Source organism: Paenibacillus sp. B2(2019) (assembly GCF_008370385.1).
Lineage (GTDB): Bacteria > Bacillota > Bacilli > Paenibacillales > Paenibacillaceae > Paenibacillus_AQ.
In genome coordinates this window covers 969,145-994,583 of the sequence record NZ_VTZR01000002.1, presented here as the reverse complement: position 1 = coordinate 994,583, position 25,439 = coordinate 969,145, and the positions used below count along the sequence as shown (strand labels likewise).

Annotated in this window: 23 protein-coding genes and 2 pseudogenes; 2 read left to right on the top strand and 23 right to left on the bottom strand. The window is 39.6% G+C overall.

Features of this window, described 5'->3' with window-relative positions:
* The 7 genes from PAENI_RS05025 to PAENI_RS04995 all read right to left on the bottom strand — a co-directional run bounded on the left by PAENI_RS05025 (window position 1) and on the right by PAENI_RS04995 (window position 4,940).
* Window positions 1–1,212 (bottom strand): DUF2812 domain-containing protein, encoded by a 1,212-nt coding sequence (locus PAENI_RS05025; RefSeq protein WP_149644451.1) that lies wholly within the window; start codon window positions 1,210–1,212, stop codon window positions 1–3.
* Entirely contained in the window at window positions 1,193–1,540 is a 348-nt protein-coding gene (locus PAENI_RS05020; RefSeq protein WP_410477450.1) for a PadR family transcriptional regulator, read from the bottom strand. The genes PAENI_RS05025 and PAENI_RS05020 overlap by 20 nt, the downstream gene beginning before the upstream one ends.
* Before the next feature lie 165 nt (window positions 1,541–1,705).
* Window positions 1,706–2,023: an iron-sulfur cluster biosynthesis family protein gene (locus PAENI_RS05015; RefSeq protein ID WP_042187998.1), complete on the bottom strand. Its 318-nt coding sequence runs from the start codon at window positions 2,021–2,023 to the stop codon at window positions 1,706–1,708.
* Between the two features lie 121 nt (window positions 2,024–2,144).
* Window positions 2,145–2,603: a DMT family transporter gene (locus PAENI_RS05010; RefSeq protein ID WP_042187996.1), complete on the bottom strand. Its 459-nt coding sequence runs from the start codon at window positions 2,601–2,603 to the stop codon at window positions 2,145–2,147.
* Window positions 2,604–2,641: 38 nt separating this feature from the next.
* A complete protein-coding gene (locus PAENI_RS05005) occupies window positions 2,642–3,067 on the bottom strand; it encodes a DMT family transporter (RefSeq protein ID WP_076285787.1) in 426 nt (141 codons plus the stop codon).
* 190 nt (window positions 3,068–3,257) lie between these two features.
* On the bottom strand, window positions 3,258–3,659 hold the full coding sequence (locus PAENI_RS05000; RefSeq protein WP_149644449.1) for an NUDIX hydrolase: 402 nt from the start codon (window positions 3,657–3,659) through the stop codon (window positions 3,258–3,260).
* A gap of 57 nt (window positions 3,660–3,716) precedes the next feature.
* Complete coding sequence (locus PAENI_RS04995) at window positions 3,717–4,940, bottom strand: MFS transporter (RefSeq protein ID WP_149644448.1); 1,224 nt, start codon at window positions 4,938–4,940, stop codon at window positions 3,717–3,719.
* 133 nt (window positions 4,941–5,073) lie between these two features.
* Here PAENI_RS04995 and PAENI_RS04990 point away from each other — a divergent pair, with 133 nt between their 5' ends.
* On the top strand, window positions 5,074–5,970 hold the full coding sequence (locus PAENI_RS04990) for a LysR family transcriptional regulator (protein ID WP_149644447.1): 897 nt from the start codon (window positions 5,074–5,076) through the stop codon (window positions 5,968–5,970).
* Window positions 5,971–6,014: 44 nt separating this feature from the next.
* Here PAENI_RS04990 and PAENI_RS04985 read toward each other — a convergent pair whose 3' ends face one another.
* Together PAENI_RS04985 and PAENI_RS04980 are read right to left on the bottom strand one after the other, a co-directional pair.
* Window positions 6,015–7,757, bottom strand: coding sequence for an ATP-binding cassette domain-containing protein (locus PAENI_RS04985; protein ID WP_149644446.1), 1,743 nt, complete (start codon window positions 7,755–7,757; stop codon window positions 6,015–6,017).
* A 14-nt stretch (window positions 7,758–7,771) separates the two neighbouring features.
* Complete coding sequence (locus PAENI_RS04980; protein ID WP_223178902.1) at window positions 7,772–9,133, bottom strand: ABC transporter ATP-binding protein; 1,362 nt, start codon at window positions 9,131–9,133, stop codon at window positions 7,772–7,774.
* A 516-nt stretch (window positions 9,134–9,649) separates the two neighbouring features.
* Here PAENI_RS04980 and PAENI_RS04975 point away from each other — a divergent pair.
* On the top strand, window positions 9,650–10,450 hold the full coding sequence (locus PAENI_RS04975) for a polysaccharide deacetylase family protein (protein WP_149644444.1): 801 nt from the start codon (window positions 9,650–9,652) through the stop codon (window positions 10,448–10,450).
* A 67-nt stretch (window positions 10,451–10,517) separates the two neighbouring features.
* On the opposite strand, the gene PAENI_RS04970 is transcribed toward PAENI_RS04975, so the two are convergent.
* From PAENI_RS04970 to PAENI_RS04900, 14 genes and pseudogenes are all read right to left on the bottom strand, one after another.
* On the bottom strand, window positions 10,518–11,660 hold the full coding sequence (locus tag PAENI_RS04970; protein ID WP_149644443.1) for a copper amine oxidase N-terminal domain-containing protein: 1,143 nt from the start codon (window positions 11,658–11,660) through the stop codon (window positions 10,518–10,520).
* A gap of 146 nt (window positions 11,661–11,806) precedes the next feature.
* Complete coding sequence (locus PAENI_RS04965; protein WP_149644442.1) at window positions 11,807–12,967, bottom strand: alanyl-tRNA editing protein; 1,161 nt, start codon at window positions 12,965–12,967, stop codon at window positions 11,807–11,809.
* A gap of 234 nt (window positions 12,968–13,201) precedes the next feature.
* A pseudogene (locus PAENI_RS32500) lies at window positions 13,202–13,294 on the bottom strand (SDR family NAD(P)-dependent oxidoreductase); the annotation flags it as partial.
* Between the two features lie 54 nt (window positions 13,295–13,348).
* Window positions 13,349–13,966, bottom strand: coding sequence for a suppressor of fused domain protein (locus tag PAENI_RS04955; protein WP_262495502.1), 618 nt, complete (start codon window positions 13,964–13,966; stop codon window positions 13,349–13,351).
* An 81-nt stretch (window positions 13,967–14,047) separates the two neighbouring features.
* Window positions 14,048–14,668 (bottom strand): hypothetical protein, encoded by a 621-nt coding sequence (locus PAENI_RS04950; RefSeq protein ID WP_149644440.1) that lies wholly within the window; start codon window positions 14,666–14,668, stop codon window positions 14,048–14,050.
* 142 nt (window positions 14,669–14,810) lie between these two features.
* Window positions 14,811–15,290, bottom strand: a complete 480-nt coding sequence (locus tag PAENI_RS04945) for a DUF4265 domain-containing protein (RefSeq protein ID WP_149644439.1) — start codon at window positions 15,288–15,290, stop codon at window positions 14,811–14,813.
* A 679-nt stretch (window positions 15,291–15,969) separates the two neighbouring features.
* Window positions 15,970–16,185, bottom strand: a pseudogene (locus tag PAENI_RS04935) (helix-turn-helix domain-containing protein); the annotation flags it as partial.
* Between the two features lie 250 nt (window positions 16,186–16,435).
* On the bottom strand, window positions 16,436–17,887 hold the full coding sequence (locus PAENI_RS04930) for a serine hydrolase domain-containing protein (RefSeq protein ID WP_149644437.1): 1,452 nt from the start codon (window positions 17,885–17,887) through the stop codon (window positions 16,436–16,438).
* Between the two features lie 385 nt (window positions 17,888–18,272).
* On the bottom strand, window positions 18,273–19,766 hold the full coding sequence (locus tag PAENI_RS04925) for an SMI1/KNR4 family protein (protein WP_149644436.1): 1,494 nt from the start codon (window positions 19,764–19,766) through the stop codon (window positions 18,273–18,275).
* 447 nt (window positions 19,767–20,213) lie between these two features.
* A complete protein-coding gene (locus tag PAENI_RS04920) occupies window positions 20,214–20,441 on the bottom strand; it encodes a hypothetical protein (RefSeq protein ID WP_042187971.1) in 228 nt (75 codons plus the stop codon).
* 89 nt (window positions 20,442–20,530) lie between these two features.
* Window positions 20,531–22,156 carry a DUF4179 domain-containing protein gene (locus tag PAENI_RS04915; RefSeq protein WP_149644435.1) on the bottom strand — a complete coding sequence of 542 codons (1,626 nt, stop codon included), beginning with the start codon at window positions 22,154–22,156 and terminating at the stop codon, window positions 20,531–20,533.
* Entirely contained in the window at window positions 22,134–22,724 is a 591-nt protein-coding gene (locus tag PAENI_RS04910) for an RNA polymerase sigma factor (protein ID WP_188114475.1), read from the bottom strand. The genes PAENI_RS04915 and PAENI_RS04910 overlap by 23 nt, the downstream gene beginning before the upstream one ends.
* Window positions 22,725–22,873: 149 nt before the next feature.
* The gene (locus tag PAENI_RS04905) at window positions 22,874–24,160 is read right to left on the bottom strand and encodes an amidase (RefSeq protein ID WP_149644433.1); all 1,287 of its coding nucleotides are present in this window, start codon (window positions 24,158–24,160) and stop codon (window positions 22,874–22,876) included.
* A 74-nt stretch (window positions 24,161–24,234) separates the two neighbouring features.
* A complete protein-coding gene (locus tag PAENI_RS04900; RefSeq protein ID WP_410477454.1) occupies window positions 24,235–25,437 on the bottom strand; it encodes an MFS transporter in 1,203 nt (400 codons plus the stop codon).
* Window positions 25,438–25,439: the final 2 nt, after the last annotated feature.

The following is a 25,439-nucleotide window of genomic DNA, read 5'->3' as shown; positions in this document are numbered from 1 at the left end:
TTATTGATGATGTTTACGAAGCCGGTTGTAATATAGCCATGTTCGACTAACATATGATCCAAACATTAGAATTAAGATGGCGTACAAGATCATATTTATGATCTGCAATCGATCCAGGTTAGAATAAGTCGATAATCTTACATTTAAACCAATGATATACATATATAAAATAGTGAGGGGTAAGAACATAGCAGAATACGTTAAAGCTATACGTCTAGCTAGTTTCAACTGATTTAACTTATCGCTGTATATTTGCGGTTTGGCTTTACCTGGTACATATTCTTGGCCCCATAAAACCCATTTCTGACTCCATGAACTCGATTTATACAGACATACCCAGCCAGAATCCGTATGAATGTTGAAGTAATTGGTATCAGCAGTATTTTGTAAGTCCGCACAATAACACAGCTTACGAGGCTTCCCTTTTTTAAAATAAAAGGCAGTTCCTGTTTTGCCAACTCTGTACAGATTATATCCCTTTTCTTCCATTCCCTCTAGCCACGCCTCAAGCCGATCAGGAGCATACATCCATCCAAGCTTCCACTTCATAACAAGTTGACCTGAGCTTTTCAAGCGTTTCTCTTCATTCTTACTTAGACTGCCTTGAAGAAAGGATGTCCCCTCACCATTTTGCTTGTTTGGTTGTATGAATTCTTCTGTTAATCTTTGGTTCGTCTTGTTTAATGTGATCAAAGAATATACGGTGAAAATACATAAGATAATGCTAAGTCCTAATGCAGTAGCGGGAATAAAACCATAAGGTCCGTTGAAGACATTAAAATGACCAGACTTGGAAACACTCATTGCTATCGTACTTATTAAAATTACATTGAGTAATGCAACCATTAAATAAATCAATATCCCCGTAAAAATATACATGATCTTCTTGTTATGCTTTACGATCCCTTCTCGATCAGGAAATGTCCTTATCTGTTCTAAAGGCAGCCTATTCATCGTCACAACCCATTTGCCGCTCTTTAACACCTTCGTCCATCCAAAATTTAATAATCCTTTAGAAAGGGATTGATTTGGAACTTTATCGAATACGAACCGATAGTTTGCTGCTTTCGGTTCGCCCTGCTGAAAGTAAAAATATCTTGTTAAACGGTTGATTCGGATAAGTACGTAGCCTTTTTGGGCCATAGAAGCTAACCATTCTTCGGTTTTCTGAACATCATAACTCCAAAAGGGTCTAAATATTTTGATAATCATCTATGTCACCTCCAAATTTTATAGCATTCTCATGTAGCTCTTTAAGCCTATTAATCTCCGTAGCAAGAATTAGCATCCCTAAGTCTGTTCTTTCGTAAACTGTTTTTCTCTCTTCATCAGCAAAAACAGTAATCATCCCATCTTTTTGCATCTTCGTTAACGTGCCATAAACTGTACCTGAACCTAACAAAAGACGTGCTTTCGTGATTTTCTCCACATGCTTCACTATTCCATATCCATGACGTGGTTCATCTAAGGATAAAAGAATATAGAACGCTGTTTCAGTCATGGGTACGTATTTCTTCAATACTTTCTCAGGGTTCAACATGCCCAGCTCCCTTTATTTATACGTCGCATTTAAATATGTCTTAACGTGACTATATCACGTCGTGACATAGTAGACAATATTAATGCTCGAAAAAAAATAAAAAAAGTGTGTAGAATCGCTTCATCAGCCATTCTACACACTCTGCATTCAACTGCTCCAACCTGCCTAACGAATATCTTTTACACGAATATTACTTCCTAACAGACTCGAATCACTACTTAATCGGAATGACGGGTAATTCTCATCTGCTTCAAGTCGCATCTGTTCATCAAATAAAGACTCCTGTTGCCGGTCAACAAAAAAAGTAAAAGGCTCTTTCTGAACTTCAATATCTGTAGCATGAGGTTCACTAATGACCTGAATTACGATCACGCCATTACAACCACAGCCCTCTGTATCGAAGAATAATTTAAAATATCCTGGTCGTTCACCAAGGCTTTTTTCTAACTTTTCAATAGTTTGGGAGTTCAATTGTATGAACATAGGATGATCTACTCCTTATTTATAATTGAGCTATTACTTTCCCAAAGTATAATTTGCTTTGCTTCCATCCTCGTGTGACTGCCATCACTTCTATTTTGACAGACATGAGTCTGAGCATAAATTAAACCGCCTTCTGCGTCTCCCGTTCACCACCTAGCTTAAACACGAGAATACCTCCAACAATAACAATCACTCCGACCAACTGCTTCCAAGTAAAAGGAACCTTTTCAAGCCCTAACCAGCCTAGTGAATCCCAGAGCAGTGCAAACCCAAGCTGAGAGATTAATACGATCGAAATCGCATACGTAGGGCCCAACCGCTTAGTTCCTTGCACAAGGCATATTACTACCCCAACCCCGATCAAACCACTGATCCAATACCAAGGCTCCATATTTCTCAAAGTAAATATACGGTTTCCTTCAACGATAAGACTCATGATAAATGAAGCTAGGAATCCCATCCCTAACACTAAAGTTGTCGTGGCCCAAGATCCAACCTTTTCATTAACTTTTGTATTAAATATATTTTGCAGACTCACTAGTGATCCCGCGATAAGCGCTAATATCAAACCAATAATCATAACTTAACTCCTCCATTTATCGACTTTACGCAAGGCCATTAGAATTTCAGTATCACTACGCCAACGATCATCAACCCGATGCCGATGAACTGCGGCAGTCTCATTTTTCTCTTTTCCATTCCAAACCAGCCTTTAATATCAATTAAGAACGTCAGACATAGCTGAGCAATCAACAATGAGGATATCGTAAACGTAACACCAATTTGCTGAATGGCCGTTACTTCACTGAAAATAATAACAGCCGCAAAAGCGCCACCGATCAAATATAAGGGTTTTACTTGCTTAAAGCCTCCCCTTTTCCCATCTCTAACGAACAAAAGAATGAGAAAGGACATGATGAACCCTGTTAATTGTGTAATTGTAGCCGCCTGCCAAGTCCCGATATCTTGACTAATTCGAGCATTTGACACGCCCTGTAGCGTAATACAAGCCCCCGCTAAAAATGCAAATATAATTCCTCTCATTTCTCTCTCTCCTCAACTTCGATCTCTTACATATTAAATAGCAATTCAAGGGTTTAAAAAAGGACATCTGTCCTTAATGAGAAGAAACGTTGCTATCGCCCAACAACGACCTTTGGCTCGTAGAAATAAAAAGACCGTCTCAAGCCAACTTGCTGGCTTAAAACGGACTTCAAATGCTGTATATGGTTGATTATGAGAGCAAATTCTTCTCATGCAATTGATCAAAAATAATTTGGGTAACAACAGACACGCGATCCCGATCCTTATAGCTTAACCAAGATAATTCCTCGATTTCGGACGCTGGCGTTAATGTCCCTTCATAATCCGCAATATAACAGGTCATTTTGACTGTAACACCCTCTGCTTTCCCATGAGCTTCTGCCTCAAACGTTCCAAAATAAGAGACAGTCTCTGTCTTGATCTGAACAGAAATCTCTTCCTCGATTTCGCGCACGAGCGTCTCTTCGTCTGTTTCTCCGGCTTCTCTTTTTCCCCCAGGTAAATAATACATATCTTTCCCTTTGGAACGCGCACATAAGACTTGTCCATTCTCGATATGAATCCAGGCGATTTTATCAATGATTGTTGTCATATTGTTCTCCCCATGCATTTTTTTCAACAATTATATCATACAGCTGAACGTATACATTTATGCAACGTCAGCTTTAGATTTTTGAACGCGAAGCTTAGATTGAGGTAGGTGATGAAGCAAATAGTATACAGCAACTGAGATAAGCGTCACGAACCCTGCAACTTCGTACATCATACGGTAATCTGTATAAGAAGCAACTACACCCATAATATAAGAACCCGCTCCATACCCCAAATCAAATAACAAGAAAAAGGTTCCGTTTGCGCTTCCTCTACGTTCTTTATCAGCTAATTTAAGTGCAAGCGTCTGAAAGCATGGCATAAGTGCGCCATACCCAACCCCCATAATGATGCCTGAGAACATCAGCATGAATCCGGATTTAGCTTGACTTAAGCTAAGCAGACCTACAGCGAAGATCAGAATTCCGGGATAAATGAGAATATGTTCGTTATATTTATCGAATACTTTACCGATTAGCGGTCGAAACAGCACAATCATAATCGCAAAGGCCACAAAAAAATAACCGGTAAGCTGTGATTGGTTAATTTCTTTTGTAAAAGAAGCGATAAAACCAGATAAAGAACTATAGGAGAACGCAAGCGTAAATCCAACAAGCGAGATGGGCAGTGCTTTGGGTTCAATGACGTCACTCCAGCGAAGACCCTTTCGCATCTTCACAGGTTCCTTAACGGCTTCTTTAACCGTATCCTTCTCTTCTTTGGGCATACGAACGCCTAATGTGAATAACAGCGAAAGCGCAGCAATCACACATACACCTAACAGCAGTACATGAATGTTCTCATCTTTCCATAGAAAAAGACCCAAAGCTGGTCCAATGACCATCGCAATGCTCATAAACATACTGAAATAACCGATGCCTTCACCTTGGCGTGAATACGGGATTAGCGTGGAAGCTATTGTGCTTGTCGCTGTCGAGGCAACCGCATAACTCATACCGTGAATGAAACGAATCACCAGAAACAATACAATTCCATTAGCTCCGAAGTATCCTATACAGGCGAGTAGAAATAAGACTAGCCCAATAACCGCCATTTTCTTTTTACCGAATTTATCAACCCATTGTCCTGAAAAAGGACGGATCAATACACCTCCGAGGACATAGATGGTAATGGCTAACCCCATTTGCTGCTGATTCCCGTGCAAGCTTTCCTTCACGTATAACGGGAATGCAGTCGCCAGAATGTAAAAGGTCAGAAACATAAAAAAACTACTCAAACAAACAACAATAAAATTCCGGGTCCATATTTTCTCTCTAATCACAGCAGACTCTCTCCATCCTACCTATATCTTTTTATATGTTACAATAGTATAGGACCGAAAATTAATTAAGTAAAATACATATTATATGATGGATATATCACATTAGAGTTATGAATAAAGAGAGGTCAATGTTATGGAATTCCTTCAGCTTCAATATTTCCGTGTAGTTGCTCGTCTTGAGCACATGACTAATGCCGCCAAAGAATTAAATGTATCTCAACCCTCACTTAGCAATTCCATCCAACGGTTAGAGAAAACCTTAGGTGTTCCCTTATTTGAACGCCAAGGCAGAAATTTAAAATTGAACGAATTCGGAAAAACATATCTTCGTCGTGTGGAGCAAGCATTTCTGGAACTGGATGAAGGTCAGCATGAGCTCATGGATATGGCCGGACTTGAACATGGTGTAATATCTATAGCAGTTACTCTACCGTATGTATTGCCCACTTTACTAAAAGAGTTTCTTACCCTTCACCCGCACGTTCGGATCATTCAGCGTCAGCTTGGCTCAGCATTAGAAATGAGAAACGATCTGGAGAGTGCAGTGATTGATTTTTGCATATCTTCGACACCTGTTACCGGACCAGACATCGAATGGTTTACCTTAGTAGAAGAGGAATTATGTTTAAGTGTGCCGAAGAATCATCGTTTTGCCAATCGCGAGAGTATTTCTTTGATTGAAGCTGCTGGTGAGAATTTCATTTCTTTGTCTTCTAGATCTAATTTCCGTGAAATTACAGATGCATTTTGCCGTCAAGCTGGATTTGAACCGCTAATTGCTTTCGAGCTCGAAGAAGTGAGTGCCGTTCAAACCTTAGTCGAGATGGGACTGGGTATCACCTTTACTCTCCCTTTAGCCTTAAGCAGGAGAAGTAAAAACACAGAAATCGTTCAATTGAAAATAACCGATCCGCTTTGTCAGCGCACTTTTGGCATCGCTTGGAGCAGAAAACACTTTTTATCACAAGCGGCTATACAATTCCAGAAATTTGTTGTGGATTTTTTTAGTAAACCTCATGAGTATAGTTAAGGAGAATATGCCATCTTATATCAACCGCAATCACATCTAATAAGCTACTTATACCAAGAGGATTGTAAAGCGTACATGTTTGCATAAATCCCATTGTGATGTACTAAGTCTTGATGATCTCCTACTTCAGCAATTTCTCCATGATACATAACATAGATCGTATCAACATTCTTCGCCCAACCCAAGCGATGTGAAATAAAAATAGCTGCTTTATCTTGGCAGATTTCTAATAATTTCGTATAGATCTCCATCTCGGCATTCGGGTCAATTGCAGAAGTAGGTTCATCGAATACTATAAGCTCCGCATCATTGTATAACGCGCGCGCAATCGCCAGCTTTTGCCATTGTCCACCTGATAGCTGCCTGCTTCCTTCTACTAATTGCCCCAAATTCACATCTAATCCACCTAATTCATGGAGCATATCTATCAGCTCACATTGTTCTAGAACCCTTAGTATTTTAGCATCATCTGAAGGTGTATTCGCATCGCCCAATAGGATATTTTCTCTTAGTGTCAGTTCAAACTTTACAGCATTCTGGAATACGACGGACACCTTTCCGTGAGGTTCTAAATGATCCTTCCAGCAAATCGTTCCGAAGCTCGGTCTATATTGACCTAATAGCATTTTAATCAACGTAGATTTCCCTGCTCCATTTTCCCCGACGATGGCTATTTTCTCACCCGGCTTTATGGTCATATTGATGTTAGATAAGACATTCTTGTTCGATTTGGCGTATTTAAAATAGACATTTGAAACGGTAATTGGGAGCATAGCATCAGTTGAATTATTGATGTTATTTTTGCGAAAATCCCTGTTCTTATATGTAAGTACTTCATTTAAGTCATATAATTTGCTACTGCTGATGTAAAGCTTGCTTAATGGCCAGGTCAAACTCATAATTTTACCACCACTCGATAACAGCGCCAGAAATAACACCGAAATTGTTCCAATTGTAACTGTATTAGACTCCCCCATTTTGTTTAACAGGTACACTAGAACTACAAAGATAGCACTCGTCTGGACCATAGCCACGACCATCCCTGTTTTGATCTCGAATTTTCTGGCGCTAAATCTTTTATTATGCTGCTTCTTCATAATCATTGCCCAGAGATTTGTAAAATAAGAGATGGAGTTATAAATTCGCATTTCTCGAATCGCATTAGGGTCTTCCAAAGTGTTAGCAAGATAGTCTCCCATTCTTCCATCAAAGGTGAGCTCTCTTCCTGTTCTTCTCACTTTAATTTCCGTAAATAATCGAATGGTTAAGGTAGTCACGATCATTAGTGTTACTACGAATGTGACCAAGAAATAACCACTTGTCGCAGACAACCAGATGATGCTTATTAGTCCTGAGATAATTCCTACACTCGATACCAAAAAACCTGTAATCCCCTCTAAATCTTCTCCAACTACCTTTTTAGCTCTTTGCAGTTTATTTCCAAACTCTTCATCATCAAAATCCTCAAAATCAACCCGGTTTGCAATATCTATCAATTCGGCTTGAAAAGCGAGGGTTAGTTCCGCATTCATTCGATTCTTCATCATGTTGGTTATGCTTAATGAACAAGCTTGTACGCCATGAATCACAACAAACCATAGAATAGGGAGCAGCGTCATAACACCGCGAGCCACACCGTTAATGATATTCACTTGGACAGCGTAAGAATAAAAAGTTAATAATCCACTGATTATAGGGACTATGATAGTGATTGTTGAGATCATCGGACTTTTTCTAACCATTCTCACGAGTATCATTACAAGATTAGTGATGTCAGACTTCAGCATGGATTTCTCCTTTCTTATACATATAAAGAGGACTGGCGATTAAACATCTTTTTGTATTTACCATCCACCCTCATTAATTCTTCATGAGTTCCACTTTCTACGATTTCTCCATCCTCAAATAGAAAAATTTTATCGACGAACTTGGACATATACAGCCGGTGAGTCACAATAATGGAGGTCCGCTGCTCTCCTAATTTCATAAAGGTATCAAACGCCTGTTGTTCCGCATAAGGATCCAAGGCAGCAGTCGGCTCATCAAAAATCATAAGAGCGCCATCCTTGAGATAGGCTCGAGCAATCGCTAGTCTTTGCCATTGTCCCCCAGACAAATCTATCCCTCCAAACTGAGGACCTACTAAAGTATCTAACCGAACACCATAATTATCAGCTTCTGCTGTTCTCATCGCGGCTAATAATCTTGAATCGTCATGAATAGTAGCCATATTACCTAATGCAATGTTTTCTCTAATTGGTCTTTGTAACTTAATGAAATCCTGAAAAACAACTCTGGTATCCTGTGTCACGTTATGCGCTAAGACTTCATTCTCACCTTTAAACCACTGGATGTTTCCAGCTGTTGCAGGATACAACCCTAAGATCAACTTAACAAGCGTAGATTTACCCGAGCCATTCTCACCTACAAAAGCAATTCGTTCACCTGGATGAATAGTCATGTTTATATTACTCAGGGTGTTCTTAGCGTTGGTCGGATATCTAAAAAACAGCTGATGAACTTGGACCTTCATCGGATCGGTGTTCTTATTGGAATTCACCTCCTGATCTCTAAGCACTTGCTCTTCCAAATCTAAATAAGACGTATAATCCTCGTACCGTAAACGACTCTTAGCTAAGTCAGCGTAAACTCTTGTTAATGCAGGAATAACGATGAATAATTGACTGGATATCTGAAGTAATAACACAAAAAGCCCAGCACTCTGTCCGCTACTTCCGATCGTAATTGCTAGAATGGCAATCGTAGTCCCATTTAATAAGATCATGATTAAGCTTTGGGAGAAGTTGTGGGTTTCAGAATAAATAACCTTACGGTGCATTTGTTTGAAGTTATTCGTAAAGCTCTCTTTCATCGAGGAAAACAAATAGGAGGACATTCTGTACATTCTTACTTCCGGAATGGAATTTCTGTTAATCAACAAATCGACTAAATAGTTGATCATTCGCACAGAGGAGGTTTGATTCGCTGAAATGGACTCTACTTTCTGTGACATTCGCTTCATAAGATAAAGCTGTAGAATCTGCACCCCTAAAATAATCAAAGCCAGAATATAGAAGCCATAAACAGATAAGACAACCATTAACGCAACTAATGTTATTAGGTGAACTGTCACACCTGTCCATTGGTCTAACAGATCAATCAAGGAAAGCCGTTTTGCTTTTTCTCTTTTAGTTTTTGTAGCGGGGTCCTCCAAAAGTGCCGTAGATAATTTAGAAGTCTTTTCCAAAATGCTATGTTCCAGTTCATATATACTGGTGGATGTTAAATTGGTGATAGCAATCGCTCGAAGAGAACTATTAAGGCCCGCGAGATATAACATTACCATAAGCAAACTTACTAATAACAAGATATGTTGGTAGGTGTTAGGATTGAAGTTCTGAATGAGGTCAACCACATATTTCGTTGTGAATAATTCTGCAAAAAGGATTGGGGCACTCAGTAAGTTAGTGATAAAATATAAAAGTGAGTTTCTTCTGTCTTTCACATATAATAGTTTTACAACATAGAGAAAGTCAGGCAGGCAGCATCTCTCCTTATAAGTGTATTCCATTCTGTAAACACTTTCATTGTTTAGACGTGGAAACCGATTATAACGTTTAATGTTTATAATTGGAAGAGGTGATTTTCGAAATGACCAAACGAACAGGAGTGTACATTCATGAAACTTCAATTTAACTTATTCCCGGACGGATTGCCCAAGGCGCTCACCATGAGCTATGATGACGGACAGAAACACGATATTCGCTTGGCGGAGATTTTTGATCAATATGGGATTAAAGGTACTTTCCATTTAAATAGCGCAATGATAAACGCACCCGGATTCTTATCATCTGCTGATGTTAAACATTCGCTCAGAAACCATGAGGTATCTGCCCATTCCGTTACCCATCCACATCTAGAGCGTCTACCTTTACCTATGGTAATCGATGAGCTGTTCGAAGACCGTAAGCGACTGGAGAAACTAGTGGATTATCCGGTACGAGGCATGTCCTATCCATACGGTACATACTCTCAGGAAATCATTGCTCATCTACAGTCTGTTGGGATTGAATACAGCCGAACTGTCCATTCTACCAAACAGTTTGATATGCCTTTGAATTTCATGGAGTGGCATCCAACATGTCATCATATAGAAGATCTGCATCACGTATGGGAGCGATTTACAACGGAAGGGCCATCCCAAAAACTGAGACTCTGTTATGTTTGGGGTCATAGTTATGAATTTGCACAGCAGAACAATTGGGAGCTTATCGAATCCTTTTGCCAACAAGCAGGTAGACATTCGGATATTTGGTACGCTACCAATATAGAGATTTATGATTATGTTGCTGCGCTATATTCACTGAAGATGAGTGCTGACAAAACGGTCATCCGTAACAACTCGGCTATTGATGTTTGGGTATCCGTAAATGATCAACCTCTTCAGATTAAAGGTGGAAGTACGATGATGATGAAATAATCCAAAATGCAAAAAAGAGCGATTTTAAACATCGCTCTTTTTGCTAGTTACATAAAAGTGAGTGCAATTATTTGGATTGAAGTGTAAATGTCACTGTTTTTGCTTTTTCCTCAAGGATTGGAGTATAGGTGAATGTCATTACATTCCCTTTGCGACTCTTCAACACTAACATTCTGGTCAATACATATGGATCTCTGCCATCATTTACTCTATCCCATTCCTTACAATCTTCACTAGTAATTAGTTTTTCATAGAGATTAATGATTTCACCGGTGTTGCTATAAACTAAATATAAGTGTGTCGTATCTAATAAACGAACGAGCACAACGTCTTCCGCAGCATACTCCACTATGAAATCTCCGGTTGCTCCTGTTAACTTTTCCATCTCAAATAACTTGCCCAAACCGCCATCCTTAGTAATATATTGAACGTTCTTCCCGTCGGTTATATACACCTGAGTGGAAGGCACTTGTGGTGCATGGATATAAGCCGAGTTATTGTAATGATAGTCCATTTGCTTGAGAATAGTGCCCGCTTTAACCAATACTTGATAACTGCTATTAAAATCGGTGAACATGGCATAATGATTGTCCGTTAACTGGAGTAAGTCCGTACCATTGCCCATTTTTTCAATCTCAAAAGCGTAGTTGTACGCAGATTTCTTAAAAGGTAGTCGACCAATAATTACTGGTTTCCCAGTTTCCGTTGCACGGTAATACAAATCGCCGTTTTTTTGAGATATCCAATAGGATCTTCCATCTACAGAAGCAGAAACCAATCTAGCTTCATCTATAATTTGGATAACCCCATCCGTTTTATTAAGCCCCGCTTTACCTCCAAGCGCACTGACCGCCGAGACCAATGGCACGTACACCGAGCCTTTTATAATACGTGGGGACTTTGTTAAGGTCACCACTGCCTCATTCACTTTTGACTTTACAGTACCAGCCGTGAAGATAACCTCACGCCCAGGACGAACCAGTTTGGCCGTTTTGGACGGTTGATCCCATGATAATGTATACCCCATAGCATCTGCGAGTGATTTCAGGGGCACAAAAGTTGTATTCTCCGTGATCACCTGTTTGCTGCTGATTCCGATTTCTTTATAGTTGAATTGAATTTGGTTTTCTGCTTGGGCTGATACCGATCCATACCCCGTACTTAAAATCAAAACAGTCAAGATTCCTAGCGTTACCTTCCATTTATTCATTTCTTTTCGTCTCCCTCGACTCTATAGTCATATGTAATTAGACGACAAGATTTGGAAAAAGTTTCTTGTTTCCGTTTTACGTATAAAAAAGACCTGATCCATGGTAGACTACCGCAGTCAGGTCTTCTGTCTTTTATAAAGTAATCTTAACTTCCTGCAAACTCATAAAACGCCAAGGCATCTCCCCATGTCTGGAATCCTGCTTGCGCTAGTTTATCACTGCCTCCGCCTTTTCCATTATAGGTACTTAGGTGCTCTTTGAAAAAAGCTCCACAGGAGATCTCCGCGCTGCCATTCTGTGCAAATACAACCTTATTCTCAGCAGAACTAGCCAATAAAACCGGAACATCGCATTTCGCGGTAAGCTTGTTAGCTAAACTTTGTAAATCTTTCAGCGATTTATCCTCGAACACTTTTGAGATCAGCTTTCCTTCTTGCTGTGCTAAAAGCTCCTGTACGACATAATCATCATTCTTCTCTTTAAGTAGGGTAATTTCAGCTTGCAGCTGCTTTTGTTCATTCTCCCATTTTTCAATGCGATCGATAATTTCATCTTTTCCCGTATTGAACTTGGAAGATAGAGCTCCAACAATTTGCAGACTGCTATTAAACTCCTCCAAAGCACGGTATCCACATTTAAAATAGATCCGCGTATTGCCTTTTTGTTTCTCCGCTTTCAGAAGCTTAATTATACCAATCTCACCTATTGAAGATACATGCGTACCACCGCAAGCGTTATATTCAACATCTTTAATTTCTACAATCCGGATGTTCTCCGTCACTTTAGGTTGTTTGACCAATTTAAGCTGTGAAGCCTCTTCCCCTGTTACAAAATAGCTCAGGATACTATGGTTCTGGTAAATCTGCCGATTAACCTCCCACTCTATGGAATGAAGTTGTTTAGGCGACAGTTCTGGCACTTCTATATCAATGGTGCAATAATCCTCACCTAAATGAAAGCTTAGAGTCATAAACTGGTACAAATTGAGACAGATGGCTGAGAGCAAGTGTTGTCCACTATGCTGCTGCATATGATCAAATCTTCTCTTCCAATCGATTTGACAAGTGACGGATAAATCATCAGGCAGACGTTGCAGCTTATGCAGGACAAGATCTTCCTCACTGATTACATCAAGTACCGGGATATCCCCAATAGTCCCTAAATCACAAGGTTGCCCACCGCCATGCGGATAAAAAGCGGTCTTCTCCAAAATAACATAGAGTCCATCTTCTCGTTCTATGGTTTCAGTAATACAGGTCTTCCAATCAGTAAGGTATGTAGAATTGTAGTATAGTTTGTTGGTCATATATGTATCCCTCTCTTTTATACGTTTTCGGCACATTAAGCTTATAGTATCATATCGGATTTCAAAGACAAACTGCACAATGAAAAACGCCTTGCGGCGCTTTTGGAAGGAATTCACTCTTTTGTTCTACTTTCAGTTGTCTTCTACCTTGTACATCAGTAATCCTGTACTCTCATCCAAGAATTCCGCTGTCATACTCTAGAACCATTACCCCTGTTCAAGGAAAATAATGCCCTAGCCGAGCAAGCGCTTCACAGTGTCATTTGGACTTTCTGGCACCACCGTAGACATGGTTTGAATTTCCACAACGTGGTTCGCGAGCCAAGGTCCCACCTGTAGGGGTATGGTTGGTTTAGTGCAAATGATATTGAACTGCTCTTATTAATCAGGACGAGTGGGATCAATTATGGAATAGTGATGATTATCTATGTAAGCATCAAAAGCATCTATGCCTTCTTGTAAAATTATACGAGATTCTTTGGGGGTAATTGGTACTACCCACAAGACATTAATTATTTCTTCACCTATTTTTATTTGTTCTAAATCCTCACTTTCTCCTCTTAGTTCATCAATCAAGAGGGCTTTTGTAGTCCAATTTTCTGGTGCGAGTGCGCTCTCAGTCATTACTCGTGGTACTTCCGAAGATTGTATATGTTCAATATTATGGGCAATTATGTCACAGAAATATGAGAATATGCGATCAATGTTTTCTTGTCCCAAATCGGGTTTTAAAGCTATCATCCATTCATTCTCAATAGGTTTTCCAGTTTTCCGAATGGAATTAGATAAGCCGACTGTTGCGAATCTTGCAGGAATATTAACGTCAATTGATGGAAAATAAAATAACTCAATATATACGCCAATCTCCGGTTTTGTCATTATGACTCTATATTCTGGCATAGACCATTCTTTAATATATAAATTGAGAATAATTGTTCTCCTAATGTCGAATTCCAGAATGATCCCTCGGCATGACTCTTTATTGATTTGCACATCCATCACCTTTTTTCAATATTGGTTTTTTGGTTTAGAATTTGGGCTTGTATCATTGTCCTCCTTCATCGTTCGCGGCCTGCCATTTCAGTAATTGAAAGGGCAAATCTCTCCAATTAAGAAGTTATTATCTCTTTTTGATGAATGGTGCTTCATGACTGCTTCTTGAGCTTTAAGGACAATATCATCTACTTCGGAAAGCTGGCGCTCAATAGAGGCTAGAGCCTTTAGTAAAAATAAGCCAAGACTTTCATCCCCTAAGGATAATTCCAATTCGGCGAAACATTCGATGTCTTGGAGTTTTTCTATATTTTTTTTGTTATTGATTTTTTTAGGGTATTCGATGTATTTATAGAGGGTTAAGACTGCTTCTTCCCCCTTGGCTTTAAAGTTGTGAACAGTTCCTTTGAATAGGGTGTCTTTGAATCCTTCCTTAAGCCTACCTTGTTCATTCAAGGCATCCAGATGAAAGGTTGCTAAATATTTTTCGTTTCTTACGGCATGATCATTAATGCTGTAGGATACATTCTCTTCGTCAAGAATCTTTATTATTTCATCAATTGACTTGAACTTCAGTCTTGCAAATCTCGCCGGAGAAAATTGCTTGCGCAAAGAATCTTCATTATTTGAAAGGTATGCCTTAAAAGAAATTTCAGCATTTCCTTCCAGGAGTTCTTTGAAATAAACAAGATGCCTTTCATCTACCATATCTGCCTCCTGCAACTCTTGAGCTTTTGGGTATATTATGATTACACGTTATTTTTTTGACTCAGGATCAGGATTGGAGATCATATTGAAAAATGTGGCCAGAGATAGTGTATGATGCCGGAGAACTGATATTTTGAAGCGATTAATCCAGATCTCTAGCCCAGCTAACTAACTCTTCATCGTCAAAGTTATATGGATATTCGTAAATATTAGAGTAATAGTACTCCGATTCTAATAAATCTCTAATTACATTGAAAACCTTATTGGTGGCATGAAATCCATTCCTGATGGGCGCGGTGAAGGCAAGCGAGCCATTATGAAATCCATCTAAAGAACCGGAAAGCTCTCGTTTGACTATAGATTCAGCTGTCTCTATCTTTCCTTTAACAAGCTCCTCTTTGTAAATTTGAATGCAGAAATTCCCACCATGTTTTATTAATTCAAACTCTCCATTGGGATGGAGTTTTATTGTATCTCCTTTCGCAAGCCCTAGAGCCAGCCCAGGAGATGCACATAATTTGAATATTTTATCGCTTATGCATTCTGCAGGAAGCTCTTCAAAGACTGCTTCCTCTGAATTTATGCCGGCAAAAACATTAATTAAGGTTAATTTATGCTCCATACGAATACTCCTCAATACTGTCTCTTTTAATGTATGAGATTTGAGATTACATCCTTCATGTATCCGCTATCGCTTGTAATTCAACGGGTCGATAATAAAGGAGGTTCCTCTTTTTTTGAAAGGGGTTACTTCAAGAAACTTTCAAGGCGGCAATGTCATGTACCTTGTTAATAATTGGGGCGTTGCTGGCCCTGCTTTCTCAGATCTAGGAAAGATATTCAAGAAATCATAGCAGGTACTAAAACGCCTCGTCAAGTGCTAGAAGCGGTAGACAAGAAAGCAGTTGAGCTGCTGGAGAAATCTAAATAGGTCGTATAAATTACAAGGGGCAAGGCGATTTGTCTCTTGTACATCCTATAAGCTAAAGGTTGTTGCCATTCCATTATCGGTATTTCTCAATAAAAAATTAAAAACAAAAAATCTGCTACGGGCTGCGTTCTTCATTCCTGCGTTGTTCAGCGTATTGGTTATCGGTTTTCTCTGGAATTTTATGTACTCACCTTCCGACTTCGGTTTAATTAATCAACTTGTAGTTGCTCTTAGCTTTGAACGCATCAATTTTCTCGGAGATCCGCGTCTTGCGCTCTACTCAGTCATCATCGCCTCAGTTTGACAGTGGGTGGGTTACACAATGGTTATTTATTTGGCCAACTTGCAGAGCATCTCAACAGATTATTATGAAGCGGCGTAAGGAAACGCCTTTATCGCGCACAGATATCGGCATGATCCCATGGAGATTCTTGAACACCCTTGCGAACGCTTCCGGCGTTCGGTATCCATATTTCATGGCTAAATCGATCACCCTTGTATCGGTTATCTGCAATTCAAAAGCCGCCAATGTCAATCTTCGACGCCGGATGTACTCGGATAACGAGATTCCGGTAATGAACGGAAACCCAACAAATCCGATGTATAGTAACATTGAGCTTTACTGCCAGTATGTAGATTGAGAATCACCAAGGATTGTTCAAAGAATTCAACAAAAGAAAAGTTCAAGTGGTATCTCTGCTTGAACTTTAAATGGTTATATTGAGGTGAATCTGGCGTTAAATCAATTCTTTCTCACTATTTCGTAACTCTACTTTCCGCTGTACCAAACAAAATACGCTATACGCATTTTACCAATAAGCGAACGAACAAAATGCTTATTTTCGGAGCGAGGCATTATATCGGTGAGTGTATACAAACCATGTAATGCTTGCTGTTAATAATGCCGACGAAATCAAAGCTGTAAGAACACTATATGTTTGCCAAATAAGTATCGTTGACCAATCTAATACACAGCACATTATACACAGGGCAATCGTAGCAATCAGCAAAATAGCTGTTACGATTATTCGCTTTTTTGTAATTGGCTGCCGCTCATTCGTTTTCCTTCTGCGTAATCCTAAGATAAAGAACAGAACAGCCAATAGGCAAAGAATAATTGTGGTAGACGATAAAATGATGTCCAAAAGCTGTGTGCCGCTTATTTCATATGACTGCGTTAGATTGCCGTCTAATATATCTTTAACTTTTAGTACAATGCTTCTATTGATATTTGCGCCGTTGGTCAGCAAGCAGACGGCTGTTCGTTCATTTGGCAGTATGATCACTTCGGTTCCAAAATTGGGATTTCCCCCGGGGTGCTCTATAATCGTTTGGTTGGCGTTTACCGTCCAGCCCGCCGCATAATACATTTCGTTGACAGCCGGAACAGACATATCACCCTGATGTGATTTTTCGATAACCGTATGGAATATTTCGGGTATGTCCTGCACAATACCCATCTGTATGCCCATCCAACGCGCCATATCTTTTGTACAAGAAATGATGTAGCCTGCGGGTTTATTCCCGGAATAATCCGGCGCGTTATATGGAGTTGTCATAAAAAAGGAAGAACGGTAGCCCTGCGCCAACTGTCCGGTGGCTTGAGCATCTTCTTTATAAACATACGTCTGGTGAAGACCTAACGGCTGAAATACCTGTTCCCTCATAAAGTCTTCATAGCTTTGTCCCGACACAATCTCAATAACCAAACCCAATACGTCATAATTAACGGTTCCATAGCTATACTGTTCACCGGGAGGGAACGCCAACTCAGCATCTACCAGCATTTCCACAGTCTTTTGCAGCAAATCTGGTGTATTGCCTTGTGGAATATTTTGAGAATGCCTAACATTTGTTAGGCCGCTAGTATGGTGAAGAAAGTTATTGAGTGTAAGGCCTTGCATATCAACAGGTTTGCCTTGATACTTTAACGTAAACCAAGGTAAATATTTTTGGACAGTGTCAGTCATTGACAGCAGCCCTTGCTCCTCCAACAGCAGAATACCCATGCCGGTAAAAGCTTTTCTGACCGAGGCCAACTCATATAGTGTATTTTCACTTGCAGACAACCCACTTTCACGGTCTGCATACCCGGAAGAAAAGTAGAACACTTCATCATCAGCAAGTATTGAGATTGACATTCCCGGCACACCTGATATACGACGGGCATCATCCAACAACGCCTGTATTGCCGCAGATTGCGTATCTGACAACGACGCATAACTTTGTGTTGCGAATCCTGAGAATAATATAAGTATTGATAATACAAAAACAATAGTCTTTTTCATAAACTCTCCATTTCGAAAAAATATAAACAACCCGTAGTACGCCTTATCTGCCTAATGCGTCGTTCCATTATACTTAATGCTAGACGTTCAATGATTAGATTAGTATTGTAAACTTCACAGACCCATGTATATTATTTCTTGTTTCGCAAAAAAGGCCCCTCTGTCCCATCTTCCATTTCCTTTATAGTATTTTATTAGGTATCAGTGAGGCTTTTATTAAATGAAGTATTACCAAGCCCTTATCATTTTTCTACCAATCGAAATATAGACCTCTGTCAAGTTGGTCTAACAGCAAAAAGAAAGGAGACTAACCAATATGGCTAGGCTCCTTTCTTTTATAAAAATTTCGCCCTATTATGATAAAGCTCAGTGTAGGCAAGTTTCATTAATCTTTCCATGTTACCTGCCATCCATATGACTGAAGTTTAAAGTATTTATTAAACTCCGCGACTACGGACTTTGCGTTCTCTTTCGATGTTGCATGAAATATAGTTATATCGACTATATTACAGTCTGAAATTTCCTCCAACCCTTTAAGTCTTGATGCATCTACTCCAATCTGCTTTAGACTCATACAATTTTTGAGTATTGTTAAATCTCCAACCGGATAAGTGAATTGCTTTAATTTCTTCAATTCTCCTATAACCTCTATATGTGATTCATCTATTGCAAAGCTATCCGTCTCAAAAAACGTTAGATTCTTTAAACCTTTTAAGAATGATAAATGTGGTATAGTCACTTGTTTGAGCTCTAGTTTTATTAACTTACTAAGGTTTGAAATATAAAGCAGGTCGCCAACCTCCATTTCTTCTAAACTTAGTTCCTTCAATTTTTTTATAGTTCCTATTAATTCCCTATCAATTGAGTTCATTCTACATAATCTCAAACTCTTTAATTTCTTTATATCTTTCAGTTTATGTATATCTTTTAATGGAAGTCCTATTAATGTTAGCTGCCTTAGCCCATCTAAAGAAACTAAGTACTCCAAATCAGACTCTTTAAAGGCTTCTGATCCTATCACAAGTTCTGCTAAAGAAGGTAACCGTTTAAGTACATCGAAATTAGTAATTTCATCCGCATGTATAATAAGTTCTTTAAGATTAACCATATGGGTTAAAATATCCAAAGATAATGCTCCGTATTTTTGAGCTTGATCAGCTCTAATAAATACCATTCTCTTTTTTTTCAATGTTTTTGAAGATACAAAACCACTCTCAACATCGTCTTTAAAATACTCTTCCCAAAATCCGCTTACAGGGATAAGGCTGTTCTCTTCGATATCCATTTTAGTCAAAGCCAAAATATCATCCAACAAACTTCCACTTTCACGGGATAATATGATTACATCATCTTCTTCACTAATACCAATACTACTATTTCTGAGGCTCGAATCGATAAATTCAAAGAAATGTCCCAAACTTTCCGCAATAACATATGAAAAACTAGAATTGTGATCTATCGTTATAATTTGCCCATAAACGCCCTTTTCTCCGGGGTCTAAATCAATTGCCAAATATGAGCCTCCACCATCTTCGGCAAAAGGAATCCAGCCTTCTCTGTAGTTCCCATCTTTTATTAAATCTGGTTTGCTGGATATAATATCGTATGCTGATTCCAAAAGGGACTTCCAGTTGCTTACTATCGATTCAATGTTCATCCAACCAAGACCAGCCATAACGCCAAAAATCTGCTCTCCTTCTCCATTAGAATTCATGTATAACTTTCTAAAATCTTCTGGAAATTTGCAGTTCATCATGCTCTCAAAAAGATTTATTTCCGATTCCTCAACTGCTGGATTCAGTAATTCCTCTACATTTGGTATATGTGATTTTAATGTCTCGATAAGTAAACACTCTTCTTTTTCATTAACTAATGACATATAGTGGCCCCCATTCTACAGAATCATAATAGTTTCAGTAAACGTCCTTGGTTGATCATCAATCATTTTGTTATGAATCATCTTCAACAGTTCCATCAATAATTAATTCTATCTTACATATGGAGCATCTATTTCCTGATTTAGCAATATCGTATCATGAATTTGTAAATATTGTTGTATTAAGTCATATAAAAAAACTAAGAGTCATCTTAGGGGTTAAACCCTATTTATTATACGTTTTCCCGCGTTTGAACTTCAACTATCCTGCCCGTTTGCTGAATAAAGGCAGCCGATCACATTGACTGACCGGCTGCCTTATCGTGTTTATTGAGCTATCGTTACCCGTCAGATCAATAAGAAAGAAAAACAGTATCCTCCTAATGTGACAGGAAAAAGCTTTACTTTGATCGTTGATACAAGGATCAGAAGGTTCAGAAGTTCAACGAATTAACAAGCACAAGTAACGTCTTTTAAATTTCGTATAGCAATAGCATTGAGTCGGAGCGCTTCTACGATTGAATCTCTTACTGCTAACAATTCAAATCTTTCGCGACTGCCAATAGGCAATCTGCAAAGCAATGCTTCAATTCTTTTAAGGCTTTCTTTCAGAACCACTCTTTGCTTACGCAAAGCATTCAAAGCTCTTTGAATTCTTCTCTTCTCTGCAGCAGTCATAAACTACCACCTCTTTTCGATTGTGATAGTATATGAGATGCGACAGAGCTCCTATCTGCTTGTACAATCCGGAAAGTAAATGATTGATTTTACTGCTTTTCGCTAGCTTCCATGATAGGAACGGACCAATCTACATTGGTGTACAATCGGTTGACTATCGTGCGTATTAATTGAAGCTGCTTGGGAATCTGTTTAAGGCCTTCAGCACGGAATTGGAAATATTTCTTTTGATTATTTGACTGAGACTCGATAAATTCAATATAACCATCTTTCCACCCTACCCCTTTAGTAGTAAGAGCTCCTTGTTCAGTGAGTTTGTACTCCTTGCCATCTAGTGTCTTAAATATCCATTCACTATTTATAAACTCATTCCTCAATCTTCCTCTAAAATGTAATACACCTTCCTTCGCTGATACATTGTTATCGGGAGACGACTCCACAGTAAAATCATTTAACATCAACTCATCCCCGTCAAAAGCAAAGGGAATCGGATGTTCTTTCAACTTGGCTGGCTCAAATTGCACACTAGAACCATCCTTCTCTGGGATAAAATATCCATCCAATACGAAAGTATAAGGCGTATCCTGCGGTAAATATTTAAACATATAGCTCCAATGCATAAGTCCCTTTGTTTCCCCTGGAACATTAGAGTAGGACATAACGCTATCCCTATTAGGAAACTTTCTAGCATTAACACTGTGAATCTCTTCTCCTGCTGTATCCTCAAAGTGGAATTTCAAGCCCTGTTGCTTCCATAGTTCGCCGGGAGAACGAGTCAACGCCTCTTCACTCAATTGAGTATCGAACTCAAAATGAACACCTTGCACCATATGAGTTAATTTTTTCAAGGTCACAGTTAAACCGTCCGGGGAGGTGTAGCTACCCGTTAGTGGCATAGAGGTCGTTTGCTTATTAGCTTCTGTCATATCCATCGAAAAATTGAAATTCCAATCCCCTTGAACAATAGGAATGTTTATTCGTTCACTCCCCAATTCAGTAACATGACCTTGGACCGTAATTCGATCAGTTTGCAGAGGTTCAGAGAAATTAACGATCAAATAGTAAAAGTCATTGGTAAATCCTATATCAGATAAATTCCCTACGATCTTCCCTTGATCATCCTTAATCGCAATACTATTCCCTTCATTAAGGACCAACCGCTTTTTATCATGCTTTCCATCCGGTCCGAACAACTGTAAAGCAATAATTACCCGTGTAGGATCTGCCACCGCTTCATCTATTTTTATCGTATAGCCTTTATCCTTCACCTTAATATTAGGATGTTCTACCAATCCAAATTCTTGCGCTCGCAAAAGGCCAATGTCCACATTATCTTTTACAAAAAGAGAACGTAAAGTCTCTGCCAATGTGGGCACAGAATATAAAATCACGGCACTCAGAACAACAAGTAACAAAGCCGCTCCCATGACTATTCTTAGTGACTTAAGTATCTTCGGATTCTTTCGCTTCCTGTCAGGTACCGTTACTTTCTCTAGTTCTACGAATTCTATTGAAGCCATAACTTGAGCAGTAAAAGAATCTGGCAGCTTCTCTTCAAACAACGCTTGCGACCACTCCTCTTGTTCTTCTAATAGTGTATGATAGATTAAATTGCATTGGGCACAAGCAGCGATATGATCAACATTTTCAAATGGTCGGGAGGTGGGTGTACTTAGGATGTATTGCTCGATCTCAAATGGACTTAAGCACTTCATCGCTCTTCACCTCCTGGTGTGTCATGATATGTTTCAATCGTTGTTTTGCACGATAAAGGTCATTTTGGATCTTACTTAAAGGGACCTCTAAGAGCGTACACATTTCTTCATAGCTTAAATCATTGGTATAACGAAGCAGCAAAGTCGTACGATAATTAGGCGGTAGCTTCTGCATTAACTGATGCAGCTCTGTGCGATGCTCCGATCGAATGAATTCTTCTTCTGGATTATCTGAAAGAGATAGTTCAGCAAGATCGTCTGGTAAGCTCGCTATAGGACGAGTTTTTTTCCACAAATCCTTCAGTAAATTAGTCGCGATCGTATACAGCCAAGCCGCAAAGTTTTTATCCAAATCATGTGAGGCTAGCTTACGATAAGCTTTTATAAAAGTATCCTGAGTGATGTCTTGTGCGTCTTGGTGATCGGCCCCCATTCCTCTCAAAAGGCCATAGATTTTATTCTTATATCGATTCACAAGATACGAATAGTCTTCCTTATGACCATCCAGAACGTTTAGGATCCATTGCCTTTCTTCCTCTTTTTCAACTTTCGGTACATGTCCCTTCACCCTTAAGCCTCCTTGAAGCACGATACTCTATAGACGATCCCTAACAGAAAAACTCTCACTTTATACAAAAAAAAGTAGATCTTCAATTGTATTGAAGACCCACTCTGTTATCTAACCTCGAACATGCCCCATCTGTAGCCCAAATAGGCTCACCCCAGTGCTAGTGATACAAGTCTACTCCAATATATAAGCTTTTCATCCTGCCCGTAAGCCCCAATACATTGAAATCCTAAAGGCATGTTATGAATAGTGGCTGAAGGAATGCTCACAGTTGGCGCTCCTGCGTATGACCATATGGCCGTCATTCCAGCCCATCCTGTCCGTGTTCCCCACAATGGAGCAGTTCCTGCTTGAGCGGGCGAGACCCAAATATCAATCCCTTCTTTCTTTTGAACATCCAGTAGATCATATCTCAATTTGATTTGTCCTCTACGATATCGCTCCAGTTCTTCCTCTTTGATGGTTTGACCTGATTCAATACCAGCACGCATCGCCGAACCATAGTAATCTTTATATTTTTCAAATCGTACGGTATGCACTTGAGCCATTTCCCCTTGTACTAATCTCAACATTGCATCCCCATAGATGAAACTATCTTCCCATGGCATCTTAACCGTTTTTATGATGAAGCCCGCCTCTTCCAACTTCTTAATCTGGCTCCAAAAAGTATGTTTAGCGTCCTCTTCCAATAAAGTCATGAATACCCCTTCTGGAATACCAAGCACGGGTTTACGGTTAGTTTCGAAAGGCCTCCATTCCGAGATGAGTTCTGAAGAGATCCGCTCCATGCTAACCATATCCTGTGTGAAAAATCCCATCGTATCAAATGAAGGGGACATCAACTGAACACCATCCAAGGGGATACGTCCATAGCTTGGCTTAAATCCAACAACACCACAGAAAGAAGCAGGTGCCATAACAGAACGCAAACTTTGTGTGCCTATCGCAAATGGACACATACCCGTGGCAACTGCCGCTGCAGACCCTGCACTAGAGCCGCCTGGTGTATGATCCAAATGATGAGGATTACGAGTTGGGAGATGCCCGGCATATGCGAACTCTTCGGTCACCGTTTTGCCTGTGAACCATACTCCTTTTTGCCGCAGCTTTTTAATAAAACTACCTTCTGAACGTGTTAATTCCTGTGGAGGAAGATTTGAGCCGGCACGAGTGGGCAAGCCGTCTATATGAATTAGATCCTTAACTCCTACTGGAACTCCGTATAATGATGGTTTTGGGAGCTCATGATAGGTTTGTCTTAGCAGCGCTACTTCACTCATGATTCTATCTGTTCTTTTCTCTTCCGATACAAAAGCATGGATGTGAGGCTCCAACTTATCATAACGATCTAAATGCTGATTAAGGAATAGCTCGAGTGATGAGTCAATTGGCTCTAATCCTTGGAACTGTGTTAAAGAAGATGTATGGATATACATACCTAACCCCCTCCACAATTTACCGAACTAAGATCCCCTGGACTATGATTGTATTTTTTTGGAATAACTTCATGTTAATCGTAGTCCTTTGCTAAGGCAAGAAGTTTAATCACTGCATACAAGGCGCACATAATCACTGTAATACCAGCGAGTAAAAGAATTGTCTCCACTTGGATACTATCAGCTAATGGACCAAACAGCACCATCCCGAGTGGCAAAGCACATGAATTCGTTACTTGAACAAGACTAAATACCCTACCTTGCATATCCGGATCCACATTCTGCTGCAACAACACTGTCAGAGGAGCGTTAAAGCAAGGCATCGTTATGCCAATCAACAAGTTAAACAATAGGTACACTGCAAACATAGGAGCGACGCCAAGTCCAACCATCAGCAAACCGTAGAAAGCACATGCTAAAATGTTGGTATGCATACGAGACTTAAAGCCGCCCCATGATGCGATTAGAACCCCTCCAACTAACGCCCCAGCACTGAAAGTCATCTCACTTGCGGTCAATCTCCATACTTCTGGACCAAAGGATCGACTCACCATTAGAGGGGTTAAGAAGGCGGCTGGACTAATCAGTATCATTACGACAAATAAATAGATTAGTAATTGCTTAATAAAAGCATGATCCTTTAGATACTTAAATCCTTCCTTAATGTCTTGTACATTCGATTTCTGACCATCCTCCACTTTAGCGTGAGCTGGAATAACGATTATACACATCATACCGATCCCAATAATTGCAGTCATCACATCGATAAAAAAGGCAGTTTCAATGGTACTAATCGACAGGATCACGCCACCTGCAGCTGGAGCCAGAAACATCATCAAGGATGAAATACTGCTGTTTACTCCGTTTACCTTCATAAGCTGATCTTTTGGAACAATTTGAGGTATAAGTGCGTTCACAGCAGGAACCTGTATGCCCGTACCTGCTGCTCGGATCAGCAAAATTAAATATAGCAACCAAATATTGTTATAACCCATCAAAAACATCACAGCGAGAAGAAGTGTAGCGATCGCAATCATACCATCTGCTAGCATGATCATTTTTTTACGACTATAGCGGTCGATCCATACCCCAGCAAACAGCGAGATGGCCATCTGCGGGAGAAATCCACAGACGGTTGATATCGTCATCATCACCCCTGAGGTAGTTGTTAGAGTGATATACCAAATAATCGCATATTGAATAAGCGAAGATCCAAATAAAGATATGGTTTGAGCCGTTAGAAATAGGGTTATTTTTCTTTTCCAATGATCATTCATGG